This is a genomic window from Enterococcus sp. AZ109, from assembly GCF_051714625.1.
In the GTDB taxonomy this organism is placed as follows: domain Bacteria; phylum Bacillota; class Bacilli; order Lactobacillales; family Enterococcaceae; genus Enterococcus_A.
On record NZ_JBIOSF010000002.1, the window covers coordinates 177541 to 199662 of the forward strand.

The following is a 22122-nucleotide window of genomic DNA, read 5'->3' on the forward strand; positions in this document are numbered from 1 at the left end:
GCTTTTATATAATGCAAAAAGCGTGCCAACTAGTGACACGCTACGTATTATAAAGAATATTGTGAATATAACCGATCTCTGTGAGGGGAACTGTCACACTATAGGTTTGCTCCAACACACTAAAGACCTCTTGGATCACTCTAATTTCCTTTTGATGTTCGTAGGAGAATTTTTCTAAATCGGGAAAGTCGACAATTTCCGAATGACGGATCAGACGCTCTACCATACAGCTGACGTGAACATACATCGCCACCTTGCGAGCATTGGATAATTCCAATGACAGACGGCTTTCCAACTCCCGAATGCAATCTTCCACCAGCTCCATAATTTTTTTCGTATCCAGAATAGTTAAGGAATCGATCACTCGGATTAGAGAGAAATTTTTCACCAGTCGGTTGTTGATTTCTAAAATATCCTCTTCACTTAAGGTACGCTGAAAAATTTCTGCAATTCGACTAGAGCCATCACCAGATATAATGGTTTCCAATAAAACAAAATTTTCTTCTGGCACGTGTGGATCATCCGTACCGATGATTGCCAGTAGCTCATACTTGGCGCTCAAAGCTGGGCTTACACCATTTTCCTTCAGTTCCTTAAACTCAATCGGGATAATTTCAATATCCACCATTCCTGCCAAACAATCATACAGCAGCTTTTGTATTTGTACGGCAGTTCCAATTCCAGTAAAGCAGGTTGTAATTATCGCCTTGCGTTTGCTGCGTTGCGGTTGGAATAACTGAATATTAGGTGCGGTTACTTCCTTCATCTGTTCCGCAATTTCTGTTAGCTCCTTCCCTTGCTGAATTAGATTGCCGATTTCTAGAGCCATCAAAGTTCCTAGTTGATCTATAAATAAAATCGGAATATCAATATCTTGTTTCAATTGCTCATAGATCATATTTAGCGAACCCATATCAATCAAGATCACTAGACCCCGATTCACTTGATTCTCCTCAATATACAATCGAACCTTTTCACCGATATCATCTAAGGTCGCCTCAATAGGCATATCAATTGAAGCAAAAGTTGGACTTCCTAACATTCGGTTGCAAACATTAGCAATACTACTCGCTGTTGCATAACCATGAGCCAAAATAATCGCATCCAAATCGGCTTCTTGTTCTGCTTGCTCTAAAGTGGATAAAAAGAGAATAAATAAACAACGGTCCACTTCATTAAACGTTAGGTCTAGCCTTTTTTCCACTTCTGGCAGTAACTTGTTAATCGCTCCTTTGGCTAACTTATAATGGTCAGTAACAAAAGCACGCAAGCTTTCCGGTAGCTCTAACGCTTCGGTTTCTCCTTTTAGTACATAACGATAAATGTAATGGGCAAAGAACAGAACAAAATTTCCATCATAACGAAATTTCGTCTGGTAATCCAACTCGCGAAAAATCTCCTGCATTGTAGTTAGGATAAACTTCTCTAAGGACATGTGACTGGCGTACTTGTCCTGATAAACTAACTCATCGATAAATTGAGTCACCTGCTGCAACCATTGCTTTTTCAGATCATAGATCGACTCTGATCCCTGTTCAAAATGCTGATAAAGCATGATCAAATGAGTGATGAAATTAGTTAATTCTTTTGGCTGACCCGATAGTTGTTTTTTCTCATAAGTTCCAGAAAAAATAAGATTGGAGCCTTCAAAAGTTGTCCATTGTTTTTGCTGTTGAGAATTTAAGGCGTAGATTTTTTGCGGCAAATCCCGCAGCTGAATATTTACCCGTTCCGATTGTTCACTGCGAGCAATCGCACTCCCACAAGCGTATTTGATCATGTTTTCAATTTCCCCAATGTTGCCTTCATAATGGGTCTGCAACAAAATATTCATGACACGGGGTGTAACTTCAATTAGACACTGCAACTTCCGGCTTTCTTTGCCAAATAGATACTCGATCATTTGGCGTTTTTCCATAATTCCCCGCTCATCCATATTAGGAATATAAATATGAATCGGAATCCGCCTTAAAAAGGTTTGCAGAAACTCCTGCGGTTTTTCCGTGGTAGCAAAAGCTAATCGGACTTTTGCTTGGCGTGCTTTCGTTTCACCAATACGCACGAAAGTTCCTTTATCCATGAAGGTAAAGAGTTTTTCTTGACCTTCTGCATTTAGACGATGTACTTCATCTAAAAAAAGCAGCCCTTGATCCGCTTCCTCCAACAATCCAGTTCGACTCTCATATGCACCAGTAAATGCGCCTTTAGAATAACCAAACAACAATCCCGACAACAACTCTGGATTGTTAAAATACTGAGCACAGTTCAACACCTTAAATGGCGCATCTTGAGAAAGCACCCCCGCTTTGATCATGTACTCGTGCATAACCTGCACAAAGTAACTCTTACCAACTCCTGTATCCCCCATTAACATAATTGGTAAGCCATTTCCCGGATAAAAGACAGCCGTTTTTAATTGCTCTAAGGTTTCTGATAAGCTCTTGTCGTAACCAATCATTTGTTCAAAGACTCGCTCAGCGGGCACTTTACTCACTAGCTCAATGATTTCCTGTATCCGCTCATACTCGCGATTTATATCCAGCTTAAAATGCTGCTCAAACGCTGCTTTTGCTGCAAACAAGACTGGTCGCGTATTTACTTTGAACAACTGTCCATTTTCAACTAAACGATTAGCCGCTCGACTTGCTTGCGTTCGGCTGATCTTGAGTCTTTTTTCAATTTCTGGTGTATCAAAAAAAGCCATTTCAATTGTTTTCAACTGCAAATTCCCACACTTTTCTTCAGCCAGTGCAATAATTGTTTCTTCTAGTGTAGCCATTCCCCATCACCTCAATTTTATTTTATCGTAGTATCTAATGAAATCAATCATAGATTTTTTACAATACACAAGTAAAACTTCAAAATTGAGTAAAATTTATACTTTTTTACAAAAAAAAGCAACTTCTCCTAATTTAAGAGAAATTGCTTATAGGTTACTAATCATCATCGCTTGAACTTGGTTCTGTCGAGTCTGAACTTGAACTGCTAGAGGAACTTGAAGAGGACTCATCTGCTGCTTTGGATCGACTGATACTATCCGCACGAGATTGGCTGATACGAGCATAGGAGTCATACGTTTTCTGCTTTTCTTGCACTTCTTCTTGCAGTTCTTTTAGTTCCTTGTTTTTTTCTTCTAAAACCTTGGCCTGTCGCTGACGATAACTGGCTGCAGCTGAGGCGATTGCGCTTTCCTCTTGTTGCATACGTGCCGCAAATTGTTCATTTGAATCACTTAATTTTGTACGAATAGGCTCAAGCTTGTCTAAAAGCGTCTTTTTGTAATCCCCTTCTGGTAACAAAGCCACTGCCTGAACCGTTACCAAATAATCCGACAAGGCAATACTTTTACTATCAGTCAAAGTCGTCACGGAACTATCAGCTGCTTTATATTTCTCCGCCTGTTCTTTAGCGATGGTTAAAATCATTTGAATATCTTGTCCCCAACTGATGTCCTTAGCATCACTAGCTTGCAACTGTTCCTCAAGCTCTGGAATCGTATTTTCGCTATCTGGTGATCTCAAGACTGGATGAGCGGAAAGATCCATTCCATTTAATACATCCGACTCAAACAATAGGTTCATTTGTTGTTGGATTAAAAAGTTTGCTTTGGCTTGTTTGATTGCTTCAGCGGTTTGACTTTCCCCAGCACCACTAACTTCATTCGCTAACTGATCGAACTGGTCTTCATCTAGCTCTTTAATAAAATAGCCGGCCTCCTGGTTGCTATATAAATTTTTTAATTTTTGGTTAAAGGCCTCTTTACGTTCATTCTGTGTCTCTACCACTCGGTCTTGATAAATCCGGTAGCCAGCAAACGAAACTGCACCTGCCACCAGAATCCCCAGAAATAGCCAACCGATCATTTTCTTGGTCAAGCTGTTTCCTCCTTGTCACTAATTTGTACACATTATAACACTTAATTTTGACAGATTATTGGACGTTCGTCAATTCTATACGAAGTTTTAGAAATTCCTTTAGTTGTAAAATCATTTCTATGAAATAATTGCACATAACTAGCCGGTTCTCCAGATGATCTTAGAGAAGTCGTCTAAAGATTGATTTAAGTTACGAAACGTCACACTTAGTGAAAAAAAGCTCTCTTTGACAACCCAAAAAACCTCAGATAATACACCTGAGGTTTTAGCATAGCAATGTTGCTTTCTAATTTTTTTCTTGCAAGTTAGTTACAAATTTCTCTAAACGCTTCACTGCTTCTTTTAATTCACCAATTGAATATGCATAGGACAAGCGTAAAAAGCCTTCCCCGCTCGCACCAAACGCTGATCCTGGTACTACTGCTAAGTTTTCTTCATCCAACAATCGAAGAGCAAATTCTTCACTGGTTATGCCAAATTGGCTCACCTGTGGGAATAAATAAAAGGCTCCTTTTGCTCGATAACAAGGCAAACCAATCCGTGTCAACTCATAATGTAAAAAGTTGCGACGTTCTTCATATGACACGCGCATGGTTTCCACTGTGTTGTGCCAATCCTTTAAGCCTTCCAATGCTGCATATTGGCTAGCCGTTGGTGCAGCCATGATAATATATTGATGAACCTTCAACATTTGCTGAATATATTCTTCCGGTCCTGCCACGAAGCCTAAACGCCAGCCAGTCATAGCAAAACCTTTTGAGAATCCATTAATAACGATCGTTCGCTCACGCATATCAGGCAATGAAGAAATGCTGACAAACTCTTCATTATAGAGAAGCTCTGCATAGATCTCGTCAGAAATCACCAACAGATCATGCTTTTTCACTACATCAGCAATTTTGATTAGTGATTCCCGGTCCATTACTGCTCCAGTTGGATTATTAGGATAAGAAAGAATTAGAATTTTACTCTTTTCAGTAATTACAGCTTCTAACTGTTCAGGCGTTAATTTAAATTCATTTTCAGCCTGTAAATCAACTGTTACAGGTTTACCATGAACCATTTGTGTAATCGGCTCATAGCAAACAAAGCATGGTTGTGGAATGATTACTTCATCGCCTGGATCAATAAATACCCGCAACGCTAAATCAATCGCCTCACTACCTCCAACAGTCACAATAATTTCAGACTCAGGAGAATATTTTACTCCCACACGCTCAGCTAGGTAATTGCTGATGCGCTGCCTCAATGGCAGCAAACCAGCGTTCGCCGTGTAAAATGTTCGTCCTTCTCGCATCGAACGAATGGCTTCTTCGGTCATATGACGGGGTGTGTCAAAATCAGGTTCGCCCACCCCTAAAGATATGGCATCTGGCTGTTCAGAAACAATATCAAAAAACTTACGAATTCCTGAAGGTTGGATGCTTTCCATTTGTTTGGCTAGAAAATTTCTCATGGCGACACCATAATCCGATGATCGGTATTGTCGTCGTCCAAATCAATTCCCCATTGCTTGTACTTGTCCAATAGGAAATGTGTTCTCGTTCCCGTAACTTCTGGAATCGGTGCTAAGTTTGTGGAAATAAATTTGGAGATTTCTTTGATATTACGTCCTTGAACCAATACGATGAAATCAAATCCACCACTGATAAAGTATAACGATTCAACTTCTGGAAACTTACGAATGGTATCACCGACTTTTTTGTAGCCGTCTTCTCCTTGAGGTAACGTACTTACCTCTACTAAGGCTTCAATCCAATCGTCTTCCACCTTGTCCCAGTCAATCAAACCACGGTATCCTGCGATAACTTTGGCTTCTTCTAACCGCTTAATTTCTGCGGCTACAATAGTTTCTTCTTCCCCCAACATAATGGCATATTCCTGTGTCGTTAGTCGGCAATCTTTTTCGATCAATTTTAATAATTGATGTTGTTTTGCTTTTTCCATAACAAATCCCCACAGTCTTTTAATTTATGTTACTCGTACCCTCTATTATTCACAAAAAAAGCGTGCCTGTCAATTTAACTTTTGACAGACAAGCCTAATTTTAAAGCATTACTTCCACTAACGTAAAATATCGATTAAATCTTTTCTGGCTGCTTCTGAAGCTGGCATCACTGAGAAGACTAGACCGATACCGCTTGAGACACCCACTGCTAAAATAACGGTAAACAAATCAATAGAGACCTCTAGATCCATGGTCGAACCAAGAGCATACGCAAGAATCATACCGACAATATAGCCGATGATTCCTCCGACTAAAGTCAAGGTCATCCCTTCTAGTAAGAACTGGGTACGAATTGCTCCCCGAGTTGCTCCTAATGCTCGCCGAATCCCAATTTCTTTGGTTCGTTCTGAAACGGAAATGTACATCATGTTCATTACTCCGACTCCGGCGATAAATAGTGAAATACCGGCAACCGAACTAATGAAGACCGTGATGGTACTCATCATGTTACTAATTTCATCCGTCATCATAGCCATATCAGAAACTGAATACGTTCCTAATTCTCGCATCATACCTTCGTCTTCCAACGTTTTAATCGCTTCATCAGCCACCTTGTTCATCTGTGCTCCTGAAGCTAAAACTAAGGTAATTGAGCTGGTGTCTTCTGCCTCGCCAAAAACTTGCTTGTAAGTTTCCAGCGGGATTTCAATTGCTGGATCTCCCATCGAAAACATGGTTTCTCCTTGTACTCTAGGAAAAATTCCAACAATCGTCATTACGCCGTTGTCACTCATGGTTAGGCCCCGCCCCAGTGCTTCTTCACTGCTGCCATAAAGTTCTTCAGCCAAACCTTCGTCGATCGTAACAACTTTTTCCAATGTTTCACTATCATAAGCTGTTAATGCGCGACCAACAACTGCCTCAGTTCCTTCAGCATCTTTAATTCCCAGAGTGTAGTCTTTAGTTTTGCCTCGTACTGAAAGAGTTTGATAGAAATAAGACATATCCGAGGTATAATCCGTCGTAGGATACTCAATCGATTCAACTCCCGGAATTTCTTCCAATGCCGCAAAGTCTGTTCGAGGAATCAAATCCAAGTTGGAGTTGTACAAGTTCCAGTCATCTGGTCTAAATTGCAAATTCACTTCCAAGCGGTCAGAATCCCCAGCCGACAACGCACTGATCATTTGACGTTCGTAGGCATTACCAATCGAAAGGATGGCAATAACCGCCGCAATCCCAATGATGATCCCGAACATGGTTAAAAAGCTGCGTTTTTTATTTTTGAAAATGGAGCCTAATGATGAACGCCAATTTACATATAACTTCATTCGCTAGTCACCACCCTATTCTCGACAAGCTGTTTGTCCTCAATAATTTCCCCATCACGGATCGATACTAAGCGAGTGCAATAAGGAACAACTTCCGGATCATGGGTAACTAAGAAAATAGTTGCGCCTTCTTTACGGTTCAGCTCCTGGAAAAGCTCCATAATTTCTTGCGAAGTATGGGTATCCAAAGCTCCTGTCGGTTCATCAGCGATCAAGAATTTCGGCTGATTAATCAGCGCCCGGGCAATTGCCACCCGCTGCTGCTGCCCACCAGACAGTTGCTTAGGATGCTTTTCCGCTTTGTCAGCTAAGCCAACTTTTTCTAAAGCGTTCATTACCCGTTCTTTGGTTTGATGAAAACCTAAACCACTATACAATAAAGGTAATTCTACGTTTTCGTAAACCGTATTGTTTTCAATCAAGCTGAAATTTTGAAAGACGAAGCCAACCGTATGATTTCGGACTTTTGACAAGCGATCATCTGAAGAAGTTACTAAGTTTTCCCCTTCAAACAAATACTCCCCTTCAAATTTCGTATCAATAAACCCTAATGTGTTAATTAAGGTTGATTTACCTGAACCCGATGGTCCCATAACCGCAATCATTTCGCCAACATCGGCAAACAAGTTAATGTCCTTCAAAACGTGCAGTGTCTCTTCTTCTGAACGATAATATTTGTTAATATTCTTTAACTCAATCATCCTAATTCACCGCCAATTCCTGACCATCCTTTAGCTCATCATCAGGATTTGTAACAACCTCATCCTTTTCTTTCAGGCCACTAGTAACGACTAAGACACCGCTACGATCTTCCGTTTGAACCTCAGTTTTTTGGGCTTTGCCATCTTTAACAGCAAAGACAAACTGTTTGCCGTCTTCTTCGATTACACTATTACCCGGTAAACGAATTTCATCTAATGGTAAAGTTATTTGTACATTGTAACCATATTGGATCGGTTTATCCGGTTTTACTGTAAAAGCATAATTGGCTACATTCACTGAAGTTGTACTAGCGCCTTGAGCGGCGTTACCAGCTGCTGCAGCTGCTTCTGGAAGTTGATCTACTTCAGTAATAGTGCCTTCGATTTCTTCATCCGAAGTTACTGGTTTTACTGTTACTCGTTGGTCTTTTTGCAAACGTTGATAATCGTATTCAGAAGCTTTCCCTTCAATCGTCACATCTGAGCTAACGACTTGAATAACTGGTACTGATGGGTCAGTTTTTCCTTTTTCATCAACGTGCGCAATCCCACTAGTTGTACTAGTAACGGTGCTGGTTGCTTTGGCTTGGGTATTGGCGATTGACTGATTTCCAGCCTGTAAGTCTACCTGAGCAGATTCCACCATTTGCTGCGCCTGTAAAACAGCATCGTTTGCTGCTTCTAATGCACTCTCGTATTGAGTGATTTCACCTTTGTATTGTTCTTTTTGCATGGCAGCTTCTTCACTACTGTTTTCATTAGTATTATTGTAGTTGGTAACTGCATCATTCAGTTGTTGATTCGCTCTTGCTTGCTTCGCTTGTGCCGATGCAAGATTTTCTTGTGCACTAGAAAGAGCTAAGTTCAACTTGCTCATGCTGTTGTTTTGCTCATCTACTTGAGCTTGATACTCTGCGCTTTCATAACTTAACAAAACTGTTCCTGCTTCAACTTGCTGTCCATCAGTAACGTGAACTTGCGTGATTTTTCCAAGAGTTGCGTCCAAATTATAGTCTTGAGTATCCGATGCTGTCACAGTCCCATTAAAGGTAAGCGGCTCTGCCTTTTTCAAGGTAGATGTTTGATAATTACTGGTAGCCTCCGTATTCGTAGCACGACTTTGTGAAAAGACATAAGTACCAATTAGTAAGACTACAGCCAAAACACCAGCAATAATACTTAAACGAATTTTTTGCTTTTTCGACATTTTCTTTTTCATATTTTTACTCCTCTGGTTCTGCTTTGAAAAGATGGAAAATAACTATGATCGATGGGATTGAGATAAGAACACTTCCTATAATTGATGAAATTTGCGTAAAACGGGACATGTCCACACCCATATATTCCCCTTTAGGTGTAAAGATGAAGCCTAGGATTAAGAAAATTACTGTCCATGCAATCTTAGCGAAATAAGGAACTTTGGTAGGAATCTTGCCCTCTTTTAGTTTTTTGTTAACCAAAAAGAAGCAAACAACTAAGGCAATTCCGATAATTAAGTTAATAATATTAAGACCTTTAGCTAAAGGACTTGTAAGATACTCATACATACGTCCACCATAATCCCCTAACGCATCATAAGTTGCTTTTGTTGGATTTAGTGATTCAGGTAAACTAAATAAATTCATAGCTGTAGAAATCAAGCCTAACACTAGCAAGACCATATTCCAGGTTTTCGCTTTTCTGAGGTGTTTTTCAACGTTTTCCATTTTTTCACTCCTTTGCATTTTAATCATTTTACCATAAAAGAAAGGGAATATATCAAGGATTCTAAGAATTTTGCACATTTGTTGTAATGATTTAAATTTTTATCCGATTTTGTATTTCTTTTTTCGTTTTGATGACACAAAATGTCTATTTCATAGTACAATAAACAGGAAAAGCGTTTGTGCTTTCTTCAAACGATCGGGGGTAATAAAATGGAAACAGTGGTGGAACTTTTTATTGAAAAACAAAAGAAACGATTAGCCGACGGAAAAATCCGGCAAGAAGAATATGAAGCATTCTTAGACGGAGTTAATGATGCGTTATCTTTTTTAGGCTTACACTATGTGAACGGTTCTGAAACAGTTGAGCAAACGGACAGAAAACCGGTAACTTACAATGAAGTCGAAGAAAAATATAAAAAATTGCGTGAAGTCGCAATGTACAAGAATAGTTTCTTGCGCGTTGCAGACATAGCTAGACATACCAGCAGAGCAACCGATGAGTTGTCTAAGCTAGCTGGAACGATTAGAGAAGAACTATAAAATAGCTATTATAATAGAAGGAAAAGACTAGCCTCTCCCTGAATTTTGGGATTAGCTAGTCTTTTTCCTGTCCTAGTAGTTATCGTTTGTATTATCTCCTGTTGAAAAAGCAAACTAGTTTCCAACAGAACTTGAAATAGTCACCCTTTAATTAAGATCTCATTGTAAAATGCTTGACCAACTTCTTTGATTTGAGCTTTGTTGCTAAACGTTTGTGCCAGCCAAGTAGGCATTGGTTGAGCGACATTCCCATAAATTTCGATCATCACTTGAATAAAGCTTTCACCATCTAAAGCATCAATCGCTTTACGTAATTTTTTTACTGGTTCTAACAAGCGAGTCTCTTCTTTACGTCCCCGATATAGTCGATATATATTTGCTCCTTCTTCGGCGGCCAAGGCAAATAACGGTTTTTCATCTTGTAACAGTTGAAGACGCTCTTGTTTGTAACGATCGTAATTTTGCTGCCATTGCAGCAGATCGCGATAGACTTCCTCAATTTTCTTTTCACTAACTGTAGCCAACGAGCTGTAAAAATCAATTGGCAGCTTTTCAACTCGCCGTTCTCGTTTAATCCATGTAGCTAGAGTCGATTGCGGAATACCGGCAACTTTACCAAATTGCTCCACTGTAATGCCTAGATCTCTGCGAATATACATTTTTATTGGATGTTCTATTTCACTAGGTCTAAATTTCATTTATTTTTCACCTATTTCTTTTGCGATATTTTTATTTTATTGTATCAAATAACCGATACTTATTCAACTATCAACTTATTCATATCCCCGAGAGAGTGGAATTTACTACCTATTTAAATAAATCTTATCGATGCTTAGAATATTTTACAGCCTCTTACAACTAACTTTAGTAATTTTTCTTAGTTCCTTTATGGCAAGTTCATTAGAAGCGAGTAAGATGAACTTATCAACAAGCGAAAGGATGATTATTATGCTCGTAACTGCCTATACTACTCTAAAACAGAAAATTGCCCCTTTTTCCAAAGACATTTTCTACGATCTAATGATTTATGCCATCGCACATCAGCTGTACCAAGTGCTGACGACTCTTTTTTAAATGTGGTATATTAGAAAAAAGGAGTGTTTTGTATGCATGAACAAGCTCAAAAATTGATCGCCTATGACTTACCTCATGGCTGGACTTTGCAAACCCCAGAAAATATGATTGTGACCACGAACCAAAAGGGGTATGTAAATGTGACTACTGAAAGTTCTTATGGAAGTCTGGAACAACTGACTCTGCTGTTAACAGAAGATAAAGCTCAAGTAATTACGCTTCCCCATCAATTGTTAGAATTAAGTATTCAGTTATCTAAAGAAATTGTTTTTCGTCCACTCGTTTTTCTAGATCCAGAAATATAAAATGAAAAGTGCATATTTTTTGTCACAAATGGCGGTCGGTGGTATGATTTATTTGTAACACATCCCTATACCCCATATTTCAGTTCCAGCCAACTTGTTTGGCTGGTTTTTTTTCGCTAAAAAGCCTCCAGAAATCTAATCTGGAGGCTATAATATTATCCAATTGGTAAATCTAACTGTGATTCAGCTAAATCTAACGTATATTCAATATCCTGATTACCACGAACTGTTTTCTCAAAATCAGTCCCATATACAGCCAGACCGATTTGACGACCTTTTGGCAAATGATACATGGTTGGATGCAATTCGAGTTCTATCTCTACAAATTCACCCGCTTTGAGGTCACTTACCTTCCAAGGGTTTTCACGATTTTGCAGATTGATATGTCCGCGCGAAATCAGTTTGTGAGGTGTTTTTGCTCCTAGTTTTAACTCCACCACATTATCTTCTCGCCAATTATAACCAAGCTGCAAACCTTTTGGCATTAATACATCCGGCACTGGCTTCAAGCGTTTGGCATCGCCAAAGTCAATCAATTCAACACTTAGCATACCCAAATCTTGGCTAGAAGCTACTTTAATTGTGACTTTTGGACGACCATTTAGGAAGATGTCTTCAGTTAAGACCGCTGATTTTGCTAGATAGCGATGCCCATCCATTGGTCCAGCTTCTTTTAGCTCTTTTTCCCATTGATCAATATTTTTCGTGTACTGTTTAAACTGTTCTTCTGGTAACTGATCCTTGAAGCTAAACATACCAGATTGCGGTTCACTTATTAATTCTTTTTCACCAAAGTACAAGGTAGTCGTTTCGCTACCTTTCCAGTCTTCGGCAGTTTCCCATGTTTCCGCATCGGTATTTACTTGATAGACAATGTCTGGTAATATTTCTTTCGCATTGTTATCTACATTATACAATTTGTGACTCAGCCATAAATTCATCATGTCATGAAAATCAATCGATGGCACGTTGTTAATATAGATATGCTGTCCTTGATGTAAGATTAATTTTTTAGCTATCGGTACATCTTTCAACGCATCCCAAAGATCTGCTACCTGCCGTGGTTTCACATTCCAATCGTTCAAGCCATGAACCATTACTACATCACACTTAATATCTTTGATAAATGGCAAGTAGTTCCGCTCATCCCAGAAAGTATTGTAATTCCCAGTTTTACGATCTTGCCATTGGGCCATTTGTGTCAGGTAATCTTCAAAAAACGCCTTGCTATGAAGATAATCACCAGCATTTTGCATTTTGCTGAAGGTCTCAATCGCTAGCACATCGGCATCTTCGCCAGGAAATCCGCCAGGTGCGATCACCAAACCATTGTCCCGATAATATTGGTACCAATTAGAAATAGCTGCTTCGGAAATAATCGTTTCTAAGCCTTCCACCCCACGGGTTGCACAAGCAGTTGCCAGCGTCCCTAGATAAGATTTACCAGTCATCGCTACTTTGCCATTGCTCCACCAAGCTTTGATTTCAATGTTGTCCTTGCGATTAGTGAAGGCACGACGATTTCCTGCCAACCATTCAATATAAGCCACCATTGCAGTCGTTTGTTCTACCGAACCGCAAGTTTGAATGCCATCTGAATCTTTGGTTCCGATTCCCGCCCCATAGACTACTGCGAATCCACGAGCTAAGAAGAAATCATTCAGGGTATGATTGTTCTCCTTCACAAAAGTTTCTGTGGCATGTGTTGCTGAACCGGCTACTTCACGTTCCGCAGGCAACTTATTTTCCACTGGGCGATATTGGATATCTTCATACTTCGTTTCCGTAGGCTCTTTTCTTTCCAATGGTACATTCACATCATAGGTCAATGCTTCACCCGCTGGGCCATTAACTCCTTGGCTGTAAGGACTAGCGGTAAATAAAGTCGGCACCTGCAAGCCACGTTCAGTTTCACCCGGACGCAAAATTTCCAGCTTCAACAAATCACGCTTGCCATCGTTGTCAGTATCCAAAGGGGCCTCAACATAAACAACTTCCCGTACAATTTTTTCTGTTTCAAAAACGGCTTGTGCTTTACCATTGAAGAAGAAAGGTTTTTCTAGCTGCTTGTTACGATAAAACCCTAAATTCGCTAACTTATCAATCAGAGCCAAGCCATTTTTGGTGTGACTGTTCAACAATAAGTACCACGCTTCAATTATCGTGTCAGATTGACTGAAATCTCCAGACACCTGAGGCAAATTGATTTTTTTCAAGTCTGCTTCCAACGTCTCTGGTTTAAAATCAATCCCCACTTCAAATTCTAGCAACTGCAAAGCTACCGTGTAGAAAACTTCCCGCGTAATGACTTCTTTATTGTGATAAAAACTAGCTAAATCGCTGGCCCCTGTCGCTAAATAGTTCCCGATTTTTGCTATAAAGCCACCTTCATCTTGGACTAAGACAAAACTTTTTTGCAATAATTCAAAATATAGACCTGTCGCATTCTCTGAAGATGTTGTGTTTAAAAAGCCGATCGTTGTTAATTCTTTTTTAGCTGTTTCTAATGATACCTGCTGCAAACCAAATTGATTTAATTTCATTGTCACTGCTCCTTTATATTTTTCCAGATAGGTTAATTATAACAAACCTCTCAAAATCTGTCGGTTAGAGTTCAATGAAAACGGTTGCCGGTTGTGAGGGAGATTCTAATTTTTGGTACTAATAAAATTAAATTAGTCGACTAAAAGTGGCTGTGACATAAACCGTCACAGCCACTAAAAAGCCGTATAATCAGAGTAACTGAAGAAGCCTTTTCGGAAATAATCCGAATAAAATAAGAGAAGCTATTTGCGGATTATTTCTCTGAGCTGAACACTTCAATCACAACCTCACAAATTATTTATTAATTTTCTGTTTGCGGAAGAGTTGCTGTCATTTCTTTAAACACACTTCTAGAATACCAAGAGATACTAAGTGTGATCGCTGTCAACACTAGGATTAGCAGCAGAATCGCCTTTTGGGAAAGTACCTCTCCTAATAAACCATAAATCATCTGTCCTAATGGCACCGCTAGAGTAGAGATAATCATAATAAAGGACATCACTCGACCTAACAAGGTTTGTTTGGCTCGCATTTGAATATAGACGATCAATTGGACTGATACGATCGTCACTGTTGCTAAAAGAATCGTCACTAATCCCACCATCAGCCAAAAAGCCACGTTTCCGTTCTGCATGAGACCTAAAGGAAAAACCAAACCGCAGAACATTAAACTGGCCAGCATCAAGCCTTTAAAAATACTGTCGTGGGTGAGTTTTTTAGCCAGCAAACTATACAATAGCGTTCCTAGCAAGCTTCCGCCAGCAAAGCAAGCATTCATTAGACCAAACTGACCTTCGCTAACGCCCATTTGAATCCGTGCAATAAAAGGAATCATTACTTGAATAAAAGAAGAAATAAACAGATTCAGTAAAAAAGCTACCAATCCAATTTTGACAATTGTCTGCTCCTTTTTCAGATACAGCGTTACTTCTTTTAAATCTCCTATCACAATTTCTTTGGCTGTTTGATTCTCCGTTGCTCTTGCAAGATAGGGAACCTTCAATAAACACTCGCAGAAAATTGCGAATAAAAATAATCCGCCACAAAGAGCGAAAATCTGGTACACGGCATCAAAACGATAAATCATCCCCGCAGCTACGGGACCAACAATATTTCCCAGCATGCCAATCGAACTGATTATGCCGTTGGCTTGCGGGATATCCTGCTGACTGCAAATCAAAGGAATTGCTGATTGAACAACTGGTGTTTCAAAGGCTGAGACCATACCCATTAACACTGTCAAAATCCCCAACAAAAGCAACACCTTCTCTAGCTGAGTTGCTAATAACAATCCTACAGCCAGCATCAGATACAAACTATCCATAATAATCATTAAACGTTTTTTCGAAAAACGGTCTGCCAGAATACCACAAAAAGGCAAACAAACAATTCGACCAATAATTGATAAAGAGGTAATGATACTGAACAACAAAGCGGAGCGAGTAATATCCAAGACATAAAGAGAAGTCACAAATTGGATAATTGTTGTCCCCAACACTGAGAAGAGTTGACTCCCCACCAATAAGAAGAAATTTTTCTCTTTTATCATATTACGCCTCCATTCGCAGGATTTTGTTTTTCAAGACGTGTACAACTACCAAACTAATAATAAACAAAGTTATCGACAAAGCAACCATTATCAATGTGTTACCACTTGAAAATAAATTACTAGGAATACTGTACAACAAGATAGCGGAAATGATCACCAATGGAATCGAATTTTTTAACCAGCCGATGAATAAGGCAATTAGGCAGATAGCAATTACTAAGATGACTGCGGTAAACATCAATGGGAGTTGCCCGAGTACGTTTTGAAAGGTTAGCTGATCGTCAACCAGCTGGTAAAAGGACTCAGAAATGAAAAATAGGGTATTTGTAGCGAAAATACTAACAAAAACACCAATACCGATTACTGATAAGCATAAGAGTAATTTGCTGGCAAAAACTTTCGTTCGTGAAACTGGGTATCCAAGGGTTAAATAAATGTTGTGATCGGAATAAGCTTCCATTACATATTTAACCAACATTGTTGCACCTAAGCATACAAAACCAGCTACATTGCCGATGAAGGATATTTGGGCAAAAAAGAAATAAGAACTAGTATCTACTGCCTTTGGAATAGGTTCAGAGAGTTCTAGTCCACTGATGATTGCCATCAAGTAGACCAGTAATAAACTGACAATAGGAATGACCGCTGCGGTGATCAGATAAGGTTTCAATGGTTTCTTTTGACGTTCAATTTGTACTAGGTTCATTTTAAATACCCTCCATTTTATCAATTAAATAGTCTTCAAAGCTACTGCCTCGCTCATTCACTAGCTGTTGCTTGGTTTGATTCAGAACAATTTCGCCATCCGATATGACTGCGATTCGTGTAGCTATAGCTTCTACCTCCGCCAAGATATGGCTGGACATAATAATTGTTTTGTTCATCTCAGCAATTTCCTCGATCAGCTGACGAAACTCACGAATCCCTCTTGGATCAAGACCATTCAAGGGCTCGTCAATGATCAAAATCGCTGGGTCATGAACCAAACAGCGAGCCAGTGCCAAACGCTGCCGCATCCCAGTTGAATAACTTTTGACTGGGTTATCATCACTTTTTAATCCCAGCAAGTTTAGCCAGTAATCAACTTTAGCGTCTGAAACTTGCATGTACGCACAATGAATTTCTAAATTTTTTCGTCCGCTTAAATTTTCGTGGAAGACTGGATCATTGATATTAAAACCAATTTTTTTACTATCCGTTTGCAGATCATACTCATTACCGAAAAATCGAAAATCTCCCCCGGTTTCCTTAGCTAATCCTGTTAGTATCTTAAACAAGGTGGACTTCCCGGCACCATTTTTTCCCAATAAAACAAAAATTTCTCCCTGATCAACGGTTAGGTCAATTCCCCTAAGCACCTCTTTTTTCCCGTAATTCTTTTCTAAACGCGTAATCGTAATTGCTTTTTCCATACATAACTTCCTTCCATTTTGCATACTATCGGTATGTATTCAATTAAAAAAATATACCTACCCACGGTATGTATTTATCTAAAAAAATAGCTGACTAGCAGGCTATTTTTTTAATACAGCAAATAATTTGTAGCTCTCTTCCAGCAGTTCATCACTAATTACCGGCACACCAATACCGTCAAATAACTGCTTTACAAATAGCATTTTTCTCCTTAAAGCAACTTCGGAAAGCTCACTAGTTTGAAAACCGATCCATAGATTCATAGTCAGCAGCATTAGTTCAGCAATTTCTTCTGGAAAGTCCGTTTGGATCGATCCATCCTTAACTCCTTCTTCAACGACTGCTTTGATTTGCGGAACACTTTCGCTAAATAATTGCAGATAGTTTTCACCGATAATCCGCGGACTTCGCAAGGTAATGGCAGCTGAATAGCCAATACTTTGTCTTTTATAGGAGGTAAAGGCCCGCTTCATCGAGTTTTGCAGCTTCTCCATTCCTGTATTTCCCTGCCAATCGACGAACGTCGTTGTATCCCCTACTTCGGACATTAAGGTTTCTAAAATATTAAACTTGGATTTGAAATGATGGTAAATGACACCTTTCGTCATTCCACCTAAGCCATCAATAATATCCTGAATCGTCGTATCATCGTAACCTTTCTCCAAAAAGAGTTTCTCAGCCACTTCTAAAATTTTCTGTCGCGTTTGTTCAGGATTTCGTCCTCTTCCCATCGCTTTTCACCTCTTACATACCAACAGTATCTAAATTCATCATACCTCGGTATGTAAGAGGTTGTCAACAACTACTTTCCTTTTCCCTAAAAAAATTTTCTTTTCAAGTCCACTTAGACAGCAAAAAGCCGATTAAAAACCAGTTTAACCATGTTCAAATAGCTCCACTAGATCCAGTCTGATACCTCCTATAAAGACAAAACCTTCATTTACCGTGTTCTTCTTAGTATACTTTTCACTCAGAAGGAAAATATTCAAAACCCCTTCAGTGATTTCACCCTCTTTACAGAATCAAAGATAAATTGTACCTATTCCTCCCATGCGATCTAAAATATTATGAGGTCGCTTAACTATTTAGGGTCTAGCTCTGAGCTCAAGACCGCTCCTGAAATTCCAAAAGTGTCCGTGATTTCTTCTTTTTATTTAATCTGAGCAACCACTTCTTCTTCCTCTCTAAGTTTCACTAAGTGATATTGAGTTTCACTTTGTTGTATGTTATCATAATCCTACCAAAAGAATAATGAAAGCGGTATTTTTTATTACTCGTTTTACTATTAATGAATAAATGAACCCAAGGAGCTAAATGATATGGAAGAAAAGCATATAAAAATCAATCACTCATTGCAGAAGGCGTTTAACATTATTGAGATCATGGCTATCACTGGTGAGGAAATGGCCTTAAATGACATTTCAAAGCAGACTCAATTACCCAAAGCTACTGCCCTTAGACTAATTTATACCTTGCAAACAATGGGCTATATTCAGCAGAATCCAAAGAACAGTGCCTATTCTCTTTCCTTAAAATTTCAGCTATTGGCCAATAACATGGATATCTATCGTGAGATGGTAGAATTGATTCGTCCCTTCATGCAAGAAGTATCAAGCATACTAGCTGAAGCTACTTGCCTCTCAATTTGTGACAATCAAGAATTGGTTTACATTGAATCAATAGACAGTTTAGATAACCTATTAAATGTCACACAAAAAATTGGCAAACGTGCTCCGTTGTATTGTACAGGTGCTGGCAAATTATATTTATCAGTGATGACCACCACTGAATTGGACGATTATCTTAATAAAACCCCTCTATTACCGTTAACAACTCAAACATTAACCAGCAAAGAAGCTATCAAAGACAAAATCAGAGAAATTCAGGTAAATGGTTATTCTATGGATAATGAAGAGTGTGAAATAGGCGTTAAATGCGTTGCACTGCCAGTCTACGATACTCAAGGAAAAATCGTCTGTACCTTGAGCGTTTCGATGCCAACTATTCGAGCAACTGAAGAGAAAATACAACAGGCAATCCATACGTTAACATCAATTGCTCAGAAAATACCTGTGTAAAAAAATTCTAGAAAACTGCCGATGAAATTAGGAGGGGAAATTTTGACCACATTAAAAGAGATTTTAGAAATACAGCGTTTTTCTGAATTAAAGGTCATCAACGAAGGAGCTGATTTAGAACGACCTTTAGATACCGTTGAAATATCCGAAACACCAGATGTCAGCTATTATATTCCTAATAATGCCTTGTTAGTTACAACTGCCATGGCTTTTCAGGATGATGTTGATGGTCTTTGCGAGTTTGTACGCTCCTTAGCACGAGTGTCTTCTGCTGGAATGGCTATTAAGCTAGGACGCTTTTTACCTGAAATAGATCAGAGAGTCATAGATACTGCCAACGAATTTTCTTTTCCGATTGTTCAGATTCCTATGAACATGACTTTAGGGGATATTTCCCATAAATTACTTAGCTACATTTGGAATGATCAAACTGAACAAATCTTTTTCTCCTTGGAAATTCAGCAGAAGTTTGTAAATTTGATGATTCACGGAGCTTCGTTAGATACCTTGATCAAACAACTAAGTTCCATGATTAAACAGTCGATTTTATTAGTGGATTCTTTGGGTCAAATTGCCTGCTCCAGCTTGCAATTCTCCAATTATAATCTATTGAATTCAAAAACGAAAACCAATAGTCTGTTAAAGAAAATTCAAGGTTGCCAACGACGGAAAGCAAAGGAAAGTTTCTTATTCGAATTATCTGAGAAAGAAAAAATTTTGATTAGTGTCTATCCTATCGAATCTGACCGCTATTTCCCCTTTATGCTGGTTATTTTCGAAGCCGAAAAGCTGCCGTATCCCTTCTCACAATTTGCTATACAGCAATCATTAACTGTTTTGACCTTAACTTTGTATAAAGAACAAACCTTAAAAAATGAGAAACGAGCCGAGCGTCGGAGCCTATTAACTTATTTGTTGAATCACTTAACCCTAACCGAAGATGCTGAATGGCTGGAATACAAAAAACATTTTCCAATGCTTAACTCGAATTATTACCGTGTCGTATATATTCATGTTGCTGTTCCTACCAACAAGCAATACTATTCAAAAGAAATTGATACCTTAATTTATGACTACTTATTTGATAATGTGGAAAAGAAGTATAAAAGCATGATGTTGTTTCCGACTGAGCAGTTGAATCAATGGGTATTTATCCTTCAACAAAAAGAAGATATTCTACCTATTTTAGAAGAAGTTCACGATTACCTTGCTGCCTTTTTTGGTGTTTTTACTCGTTTTGGCATTGGTGATCCTGTCAACAACATTGATTTATTGCATTTCTCCTACAGAGAAAGCAAAAATGCGCTCGATGAAGCAGCAGATTCCAATAAATTTGTTTACTACAACAAAATACAAGGAATCAAACGTATTACCGAAAATGTTTCCGATGAAGATTTGCGTTATTTCTGTATTTCTATTTTAAAAAATCTGGCCTACCCTGAAAGTCAGCTGGATATTGACCTGCGCTACACAATTATGACCTATCTAGACAATCAGTGTGAGATCACGAAAACAGCGGACGCTTTGTTTATCCATCGCAATACCGTCAAATATCGCATCAAAAAATGCGAAGAACTCTTCAATATACCCATTGATGACCCAGAATTTTCTTTGCAGCTGCGAGTCGCACTGTTTTTATCTGAACCTGAATCTCATTAAGGAAGACTTGGAAAATTTGTTTATCTTTTTGTTATTGAGCAAGATTTCAAGAAATTTTATGTATATTTTGAACTTCTTGTATGATAAAAAAATCCGACTACCAGAAAAATGGCAGTCGGATTTTTACATTGATTGGAGTTTTAATTAGAATTATTTACTACTGCATTGGCTGCTTTAGCTTGACTGAACTTATTAATTAGATAAAACACTAAAGTTCCTGCCAAAATGATACCAATTGCCAAGTAAAATGCGTAGACTTTTGTTCCAGTAGCGTCCGAAATGAATCCAGTAACAGACGGTACGATAACTGATGCCGACATCCCAAAGAAGTTAAACACACCATAGGTAGTCGCTATACTTTTCTTCGGCGCAAATTGTCCCAGCCAAGAAATAATAATCGGCTCCACAGCTAACTTGCCAAAGAAGCCATAAGCCATAATTCCAAAAACCAATAGCATTTGATTTGAAGTAGTAATAGTGAAAAACAGCATACCCGCTGCTAAAATTTCTAAAATAATAATAATCGTGGTTTTCTTGTTAGGAATCTTGTCAGCAATCCGGCTAAAAAACAAAGCGCCAGGAATAGCAGTAAAGAATACTAGGGAAGACGCCAATCCAATAGCAGTACCTTGAAAGCCTCGTTCGGTTTCTAAGAAGTTCGGTAGCCATGTATCGATTAAATAATAAGTATACAACGTCGAAAAATATAGGACGTATGCTGCAATCATGGGTAACTTAAACAAATCCTTAATAGAACTACCACTTTTTTCTTTAGTTGTTTCTTGTGTTGTTGCTTTTTTCACTTCTTTACGTTCTGGTCGAATGAATTTCGCAAAGACAGTTACCATTACTACAATCAGAACAACAGTAGCCAAAAGTAAATATTGCCAAGGTAAGACACCTTCTCCTACTAAGAAACTTGAAGAAACTAATCCTAATCCGCTCCCGACAGCTGTACCACTATTAACAATCGCAGTAGCCAAGCTTTTCTTTTCCGCTGGAACATACTCAGTTGTTAATGAGTACGCCACTCCATAATAAGTTCCACAGCCAAGTCCTGCTAATACACTTCCGATAAAAACTAAACTTAAACTGCTGGCACTTGCCACAAATAAAGTCCCGATCCCAAAAAGCAAAAAGCCAGGAATCATGATTTTCTTTTTACCAAATCGATCCACCAACAATCCTGATGGAATTTGCATACTTACATACCCTAAGAAATAAAAACTAGAGATATTTCCTAGTTGAGCATCTGTCGCTCCACCAAAGTAATCACTAATAATTGGGTAAATCGGAGTTAAAACCGTTCGATAAATCCAAATAACAATCCAGCCAGCTGTTAAAATGAAAATGATCTGCTTCCAATAGGGAGCTCGCTTGTTTTCATTGATTTCCATTT

20 protein-coding genes are annotated in these 22122 nt (G+C 38.7%); 5 read left to right on the forward strand and 15 right to left on the reverse strand.

From position 1 onward, the window contains the following. Window positions 1-40 precede the first annotated feature (40 nt). From IGI42_RS17460 to IGI42_RS17495, 8 genes are all read right to left on the reverse strand, one after another. Window positions 41-2779, reverse strand: coding sequence for a sigma 54-interacting transcriptional regulator (locus IGI42_RS17460; RefSeq protein WP_438717253.1), 2739 nt, complete (start codon window positions 2777-2779; stop codon window positions 41-43). 157 nt (window positions 2780-2936) lie between these two features. Next, complete coding sequence (locus IGI42_RS17465) at window positions 2937-3875, reverse strand: hypothetical protein (RefSeq protein WP_438717254.1); 939 nt, start codon at window positions 3873-3875, stop codon at window positions 2937-2939. A 286-nt stretch (window positions 3876-4161) separates the two neighbouring features. Then, on the reverse strand, window positions 4162-5331 hold the full coding sequence (locus IGI42_RS17470; protein ID WP_438717255.1) for an aminotransferase class I/II-fold pyridoxal phosphate-dependent enzyme: 1170 nt from the start codon (window positions 5329-5331) through the stop codon (window positions 4162-4164). Then, complete coding sequence (locus IGI42_RS17475) at window positions 5328-5822, reverse strand: Lrp/AsnC family transcriptional regulator (protein ID WP_438717256.1); 495 nt, start codon at window positions 5820-5822, stop codon at window positions 5328-5330. Before IGI42_RS17475 ends, IGI42_RS17470 begins: the two co-directional genes overlap by 4 nt. 117 nt (window positions 5823-5939) lie before the next feature. Next, the gene (locus IGI42_RS17480) at window positions 5940-7154 is read right to left on the reverse strand and encodes an ABC transporter permease (RefSeq protein WP_438717257.1); all 1215 of its coding nucleotides are present in this window, start codon (window positions 7152-7154) and stop codon (window positions 5940-5942) included. Beyond that, entirely contained in the window at window positions 7151-7855 is a 705-nt protein-coding gene (locus tag IGI42_RS17485; protein WP_438717258.1) for an ABC transporter ATP-binding protein, read from the reverse strand. The genes IGI42_RS17480 and IGI42_RS17485 overlap by 4 nt, the downstream gene beginning before the upstream one ends. Window position 7856: 1 nt before the next feature. Next, window positions 7857-9074: an efflux RND transporter periplasmic adaptor subunit gene (locus tag IGI42_RS17490; RefSeq protein WP_438717259.1), complete on the reverse strand. Its 1218-nt coding sequence runs from the start codon at window positions 9072-9074 to the stop codon at window positions 7857-7859. A gap of 4 nt (window positions 9075-9078) precedes the next feature. Next, window positions 9079-9561: a hypothetical protein gene (locus tag IGI42_RS17495; RefSeq protein WP_438717260.1), complete on the reverse strand. Its 483-nt coding sequence runs from the start codon at window positions 9559-9561 to the stop codon at window positions 9079-9081. A gap of 210 nt (window positions 9562-9771) precedes the next feature. Between IGI42_RS17495 and IGI42_RS17500 the strand changes: the two genes are divergently transcribed. Further along, window positions 9772-10101: a hypothetical protein gene (locus IGI42_RS17500; protein ID WP_438717261.1), complete on the forward strand. Its 330-nt coding sequence runs from the start codon at window positions 9772-9774 to the stop codon at window positions 10099-10101. Window positions 10102-10241: 140 nt separating this feature from the next. On the opposite strand, the gene IGI42_RS17505 is transcribed toward IGI42_RS17500, so the two are convergent. Continuing rightward, on the reverse strand, window positions 10242-10799 hold the full coding sequence (locus IGI42_RS17505) for a hypothetical protein (protein WP_438717262.1): 558 nt from the start codon (window positions 10797-10799) through the stop codon (window positions 10242-10244). 217 nt (window positions 10800-11016) lie between these two features. On the opposite strand from IGI42_RS17505, the gene IGI42_RS17510 reads away from it, so the two are divergent. Continuing rightward, on the forward strand, window positions 11017-11175 hold the full coding sequence (locus IGI42_RS17510) for a hypothetical protein (RefSeq protein ID WP_438717263.1): 159 nt from the start codon (window positions 11017-11019) through the stop codon (window positions 11173-11175). Window positions 11176-11207: 32 nt separating this feature from the next. Continuing rightward, window positions 11208-11480, forward strand: a complete 273-nt coding sequence (locus IGI42_RS17515) for a hypothetical protein (protein WP_438717264.1) — start codon at window positions 11208-11210, stop codon at window positions 11478-11480. Window positions 11481-11635: 155 nt separating this feature from the next. Here IGI42_RS17515 and IGI42_RS17520 read toward each other — a convergent pair whose 3' ends face one another. The 5 genes from IGI42_RS17520 to IGI42_RS17540 all read right to left on the reverse strand — a co-directional run bounded on the left by IGI42_RS17520 (window position 11636) and on the right by IGI42_RS17540 (window position 17717). Next, complete coding sequence (locus IGI42_RS17520) at window positions 11636-14023, reverse strand: Xaa-Pro dipeptidyl-peptidase (protein WP_438717265.1); 2388 nt, start codon at window positions 14021-14023, stop codon at window positions 11636-11638. Window positions 14024-14325: 302 nt separating this feature from the next. Beyond that, window positions 14326-15573: an MFS transporter gene (locus tag IGI42_RS17525; RefSeq protein ID WP_438717266.1), complete on the reverse strand. Its 1248-nt coding sequence runs from the start codon at window positions 15571-15573 to the stop codon at window positions 14326-14328. Between the two features lies 1 nt (window position 15574). Beyond that, window positions 15575-16279 (reverse strand): hypothetical protein, encoded by a 705-nt coding sequence (locus tag IGI42_RS17530; RefSeq protein ID WP_438717267.1) that lies wholly within the window; start codon window positions 16277-16279, stop codon window positions 15575-15577. 1 nt (window position 16280) lies between these two features. Beyond that, window positions 16281-16985 carry an ABC transporter ATP-binding protein gene (locus IGI42_RS17535; protein ID WP_438717268.1) on the reverse strand — a complete coding sequence of 235 codons (705 nt, stop codon included), beginning with the start codon at window positions 16983-16985 and terminating at the stop codon, window positions 16281-16283. Between the two features lie 102 nt (window positions 16986-17087). Next, window positions 17088-17717 (reverse strand): TetR/AcrR family transcriptional regulator, encoded by a 630-nt coding sequence (locus IGI42_RS17540; protein WP_438717269.1) that lies wholly within the window; start codon window positions 17715-17717, stop codon window positions 17088-17090. A 588-nt stretch (window positions 17718-18305) separates the two neighbouring features. On the opposite strand from IGI42_RS17540, the gene IGI42_RS17545 reads away from it, so the two are divergent. After that, window positions 18306-19064, forward strand: a complete 759-nt coding sequence (locus tag IGI42_RS17545; RefSeq protein WP_438717270.1) for an IclR family transcriptional regulator — start codon at window positions 18306-18308, stop codon at window positions 19062-19064. A 42-nt stretch (window positions 19065-19106) separates the two neighbouring features. Then, complete coding sequence (locus IGI42_RS17550; RefSeq protein ID WP_438717271.1) at window positions 19107-20723, forward strand: PucR family transcriptional regulator; 1617 nt, start codon at window positions 19107-19109, stop codon at window positions 20721-20723. Between the two features lie 140 nt (window positions 20724-20863). On the opposite strand, the gene IGI42_RS17555 is transcribed toward IGI42_RS17550, so the two are convergent. Beyond that, complete coding sequence (locus IGI42_RS17555) at window positions 20864-22120, reverse strand: MFS transporter (RefSeq protein WP_438717272.1); 1257 nt, start codon at window positions 22118-22120, stop codon at window positions 20864-20866. Between the last annotated feature and the right edge of the window lie 2 nt (window positions 22121-22122).

What these genes read in the sequence shown, in the direction of transcription:
- IGI42_RS17525 (WP_438717266.1), bottom strand. Translation starts at nt 15,573, where the DNA reads ATGATAAAAGAGAAAAATTTCTTCTTATTGGTGGGGAGTCAACTCTTC.
- IGI42_RS17460 (WP_438717253.1), bottom strand. Translation starts at nt 2,779, where the DNA reads ATGGCTACACTAGAAGAAACAATTATTGCACTGGCTGAAGAAAAGTGT.
- IGI42_RS17490 (WP_438717259.1), bottom strand. Translation starts at nt 9,074, where the DNA reads ATGAAAAAGAAAATGTCGAAAAAGCAAAAAATTCGTTTAAGTATTATT.
- IGI42_RS17555 (WP_438717272.1), bottom strand. Translation starts at nt 22,120, where the DNA reads ATGGAAATCAATGAAAACAAGCGAGCTCCCTATTGGAAGCAGATCATT.
- IGI42_RS17475 (WP_438717256.1), bottom strand. Translation starts at nt 5,822, where the DNA reads ATGGAAAAAGCAAAACAACATCAATTATTAAAATTGATCGAAAAAGAT.
- IGI42_RS17530 (WP_438717267.1), bottom strand. Translation starts at nt 16,279, where the DNA reads ATGAACCTAGTACAAATTGAACGTCAAAAGAAACCATTGAAACCTTAT.
- IGI42_RS17500 (WP_438717261.1), top strand. Translation starts at nt 9,772, where the DNA reads ATGGAAACAGTGGTGGAACTTTTTATTGAAAAACAAAAGAAACGATTA.
- IGI42_RS17495 (WP_438717260.1), bottom strand. Translation starts at nt 9,561, where the DNA reads ATGGAAAACGTTGAAAAACACCTCAGAAAAGCGAAAACCTGGAATATG.
- IGI42_RS17510 (WP_438717263.1), top strand. Translation starts at nt 11,017, where the DNA reads ATGAACTTATCAACAAGCGAAAGGATGATTATTATGCTCGTAACTGCC.
- IGI42_RS17515 (WP_438717264.1), top strand. Translation starts at nt 11,208, where the DNA reads ATGCATGAACAAGCTCAAAAATTGATCGCCTATGACTTACCTCATGGC.
- IGI42_RS17540 (WP_438717269.1), bottom strand. Translation starts at nt 17,717, where the DNA reads ATGGGAAGAGGACGAAATCCTGAACAAACGCGACAGAAAATTTTAGAA.
- IGI42_RS17470 (WP_438717255.1), bottom strand. Translation starts at nt 5,331, where the DNA reads ATGAGAAATTTTCTAGCCAAACAAATGGAAAGCATCCAACCTTCAGGA.
- IGI42_RS17535 (WP_438717268.1), bottom strand. Translation starts at nt 16,985, where the DNA reads ATGGAAAAAGCAATTACGATTACGCGTTTAGAAAAGAATTACGGGAAA.
- IGI42_RS17545 (WP_438717270.1), top strand. Translation starts at nt 18,306, where the DNA reads ATGGAAGAAAAGCATATAAAAATCAATCACTCATTGCAGAAGGCGTTT.
- IGI42_RS17480 (WP_438717257.1), bottom strand. Translation starts at nt 7,154, where the DNA reads ATGAAGTTATATGTAAATTGGCGTTCATCATTAGGCTCCATTTTCAAA.
- IGI42_RS17520 (WP_438717265.1), bottom strand. Translation starts at nt 14,023, where the DNA reads ATGAAATTAAATCAATTTGGTTTGCAGCAGGTATCATTAGAAACAGCT.
- IGI42_RS17485 (WP_438717258.1), bottom strand. Translation starts at nt 7,855, where the DNA reads ATGATTGAGTTAAAGAATATTAACAAATATTATCGTTCAGAAGAAGAG.
- IGI42_RS17505 (WP_438717262.1), bottom strand. Translation starts at nt 10,799, where the DNA reads ATGAAATTTAGACCTAGTGAAATAGAACATCCAATAAAAATGTATATT.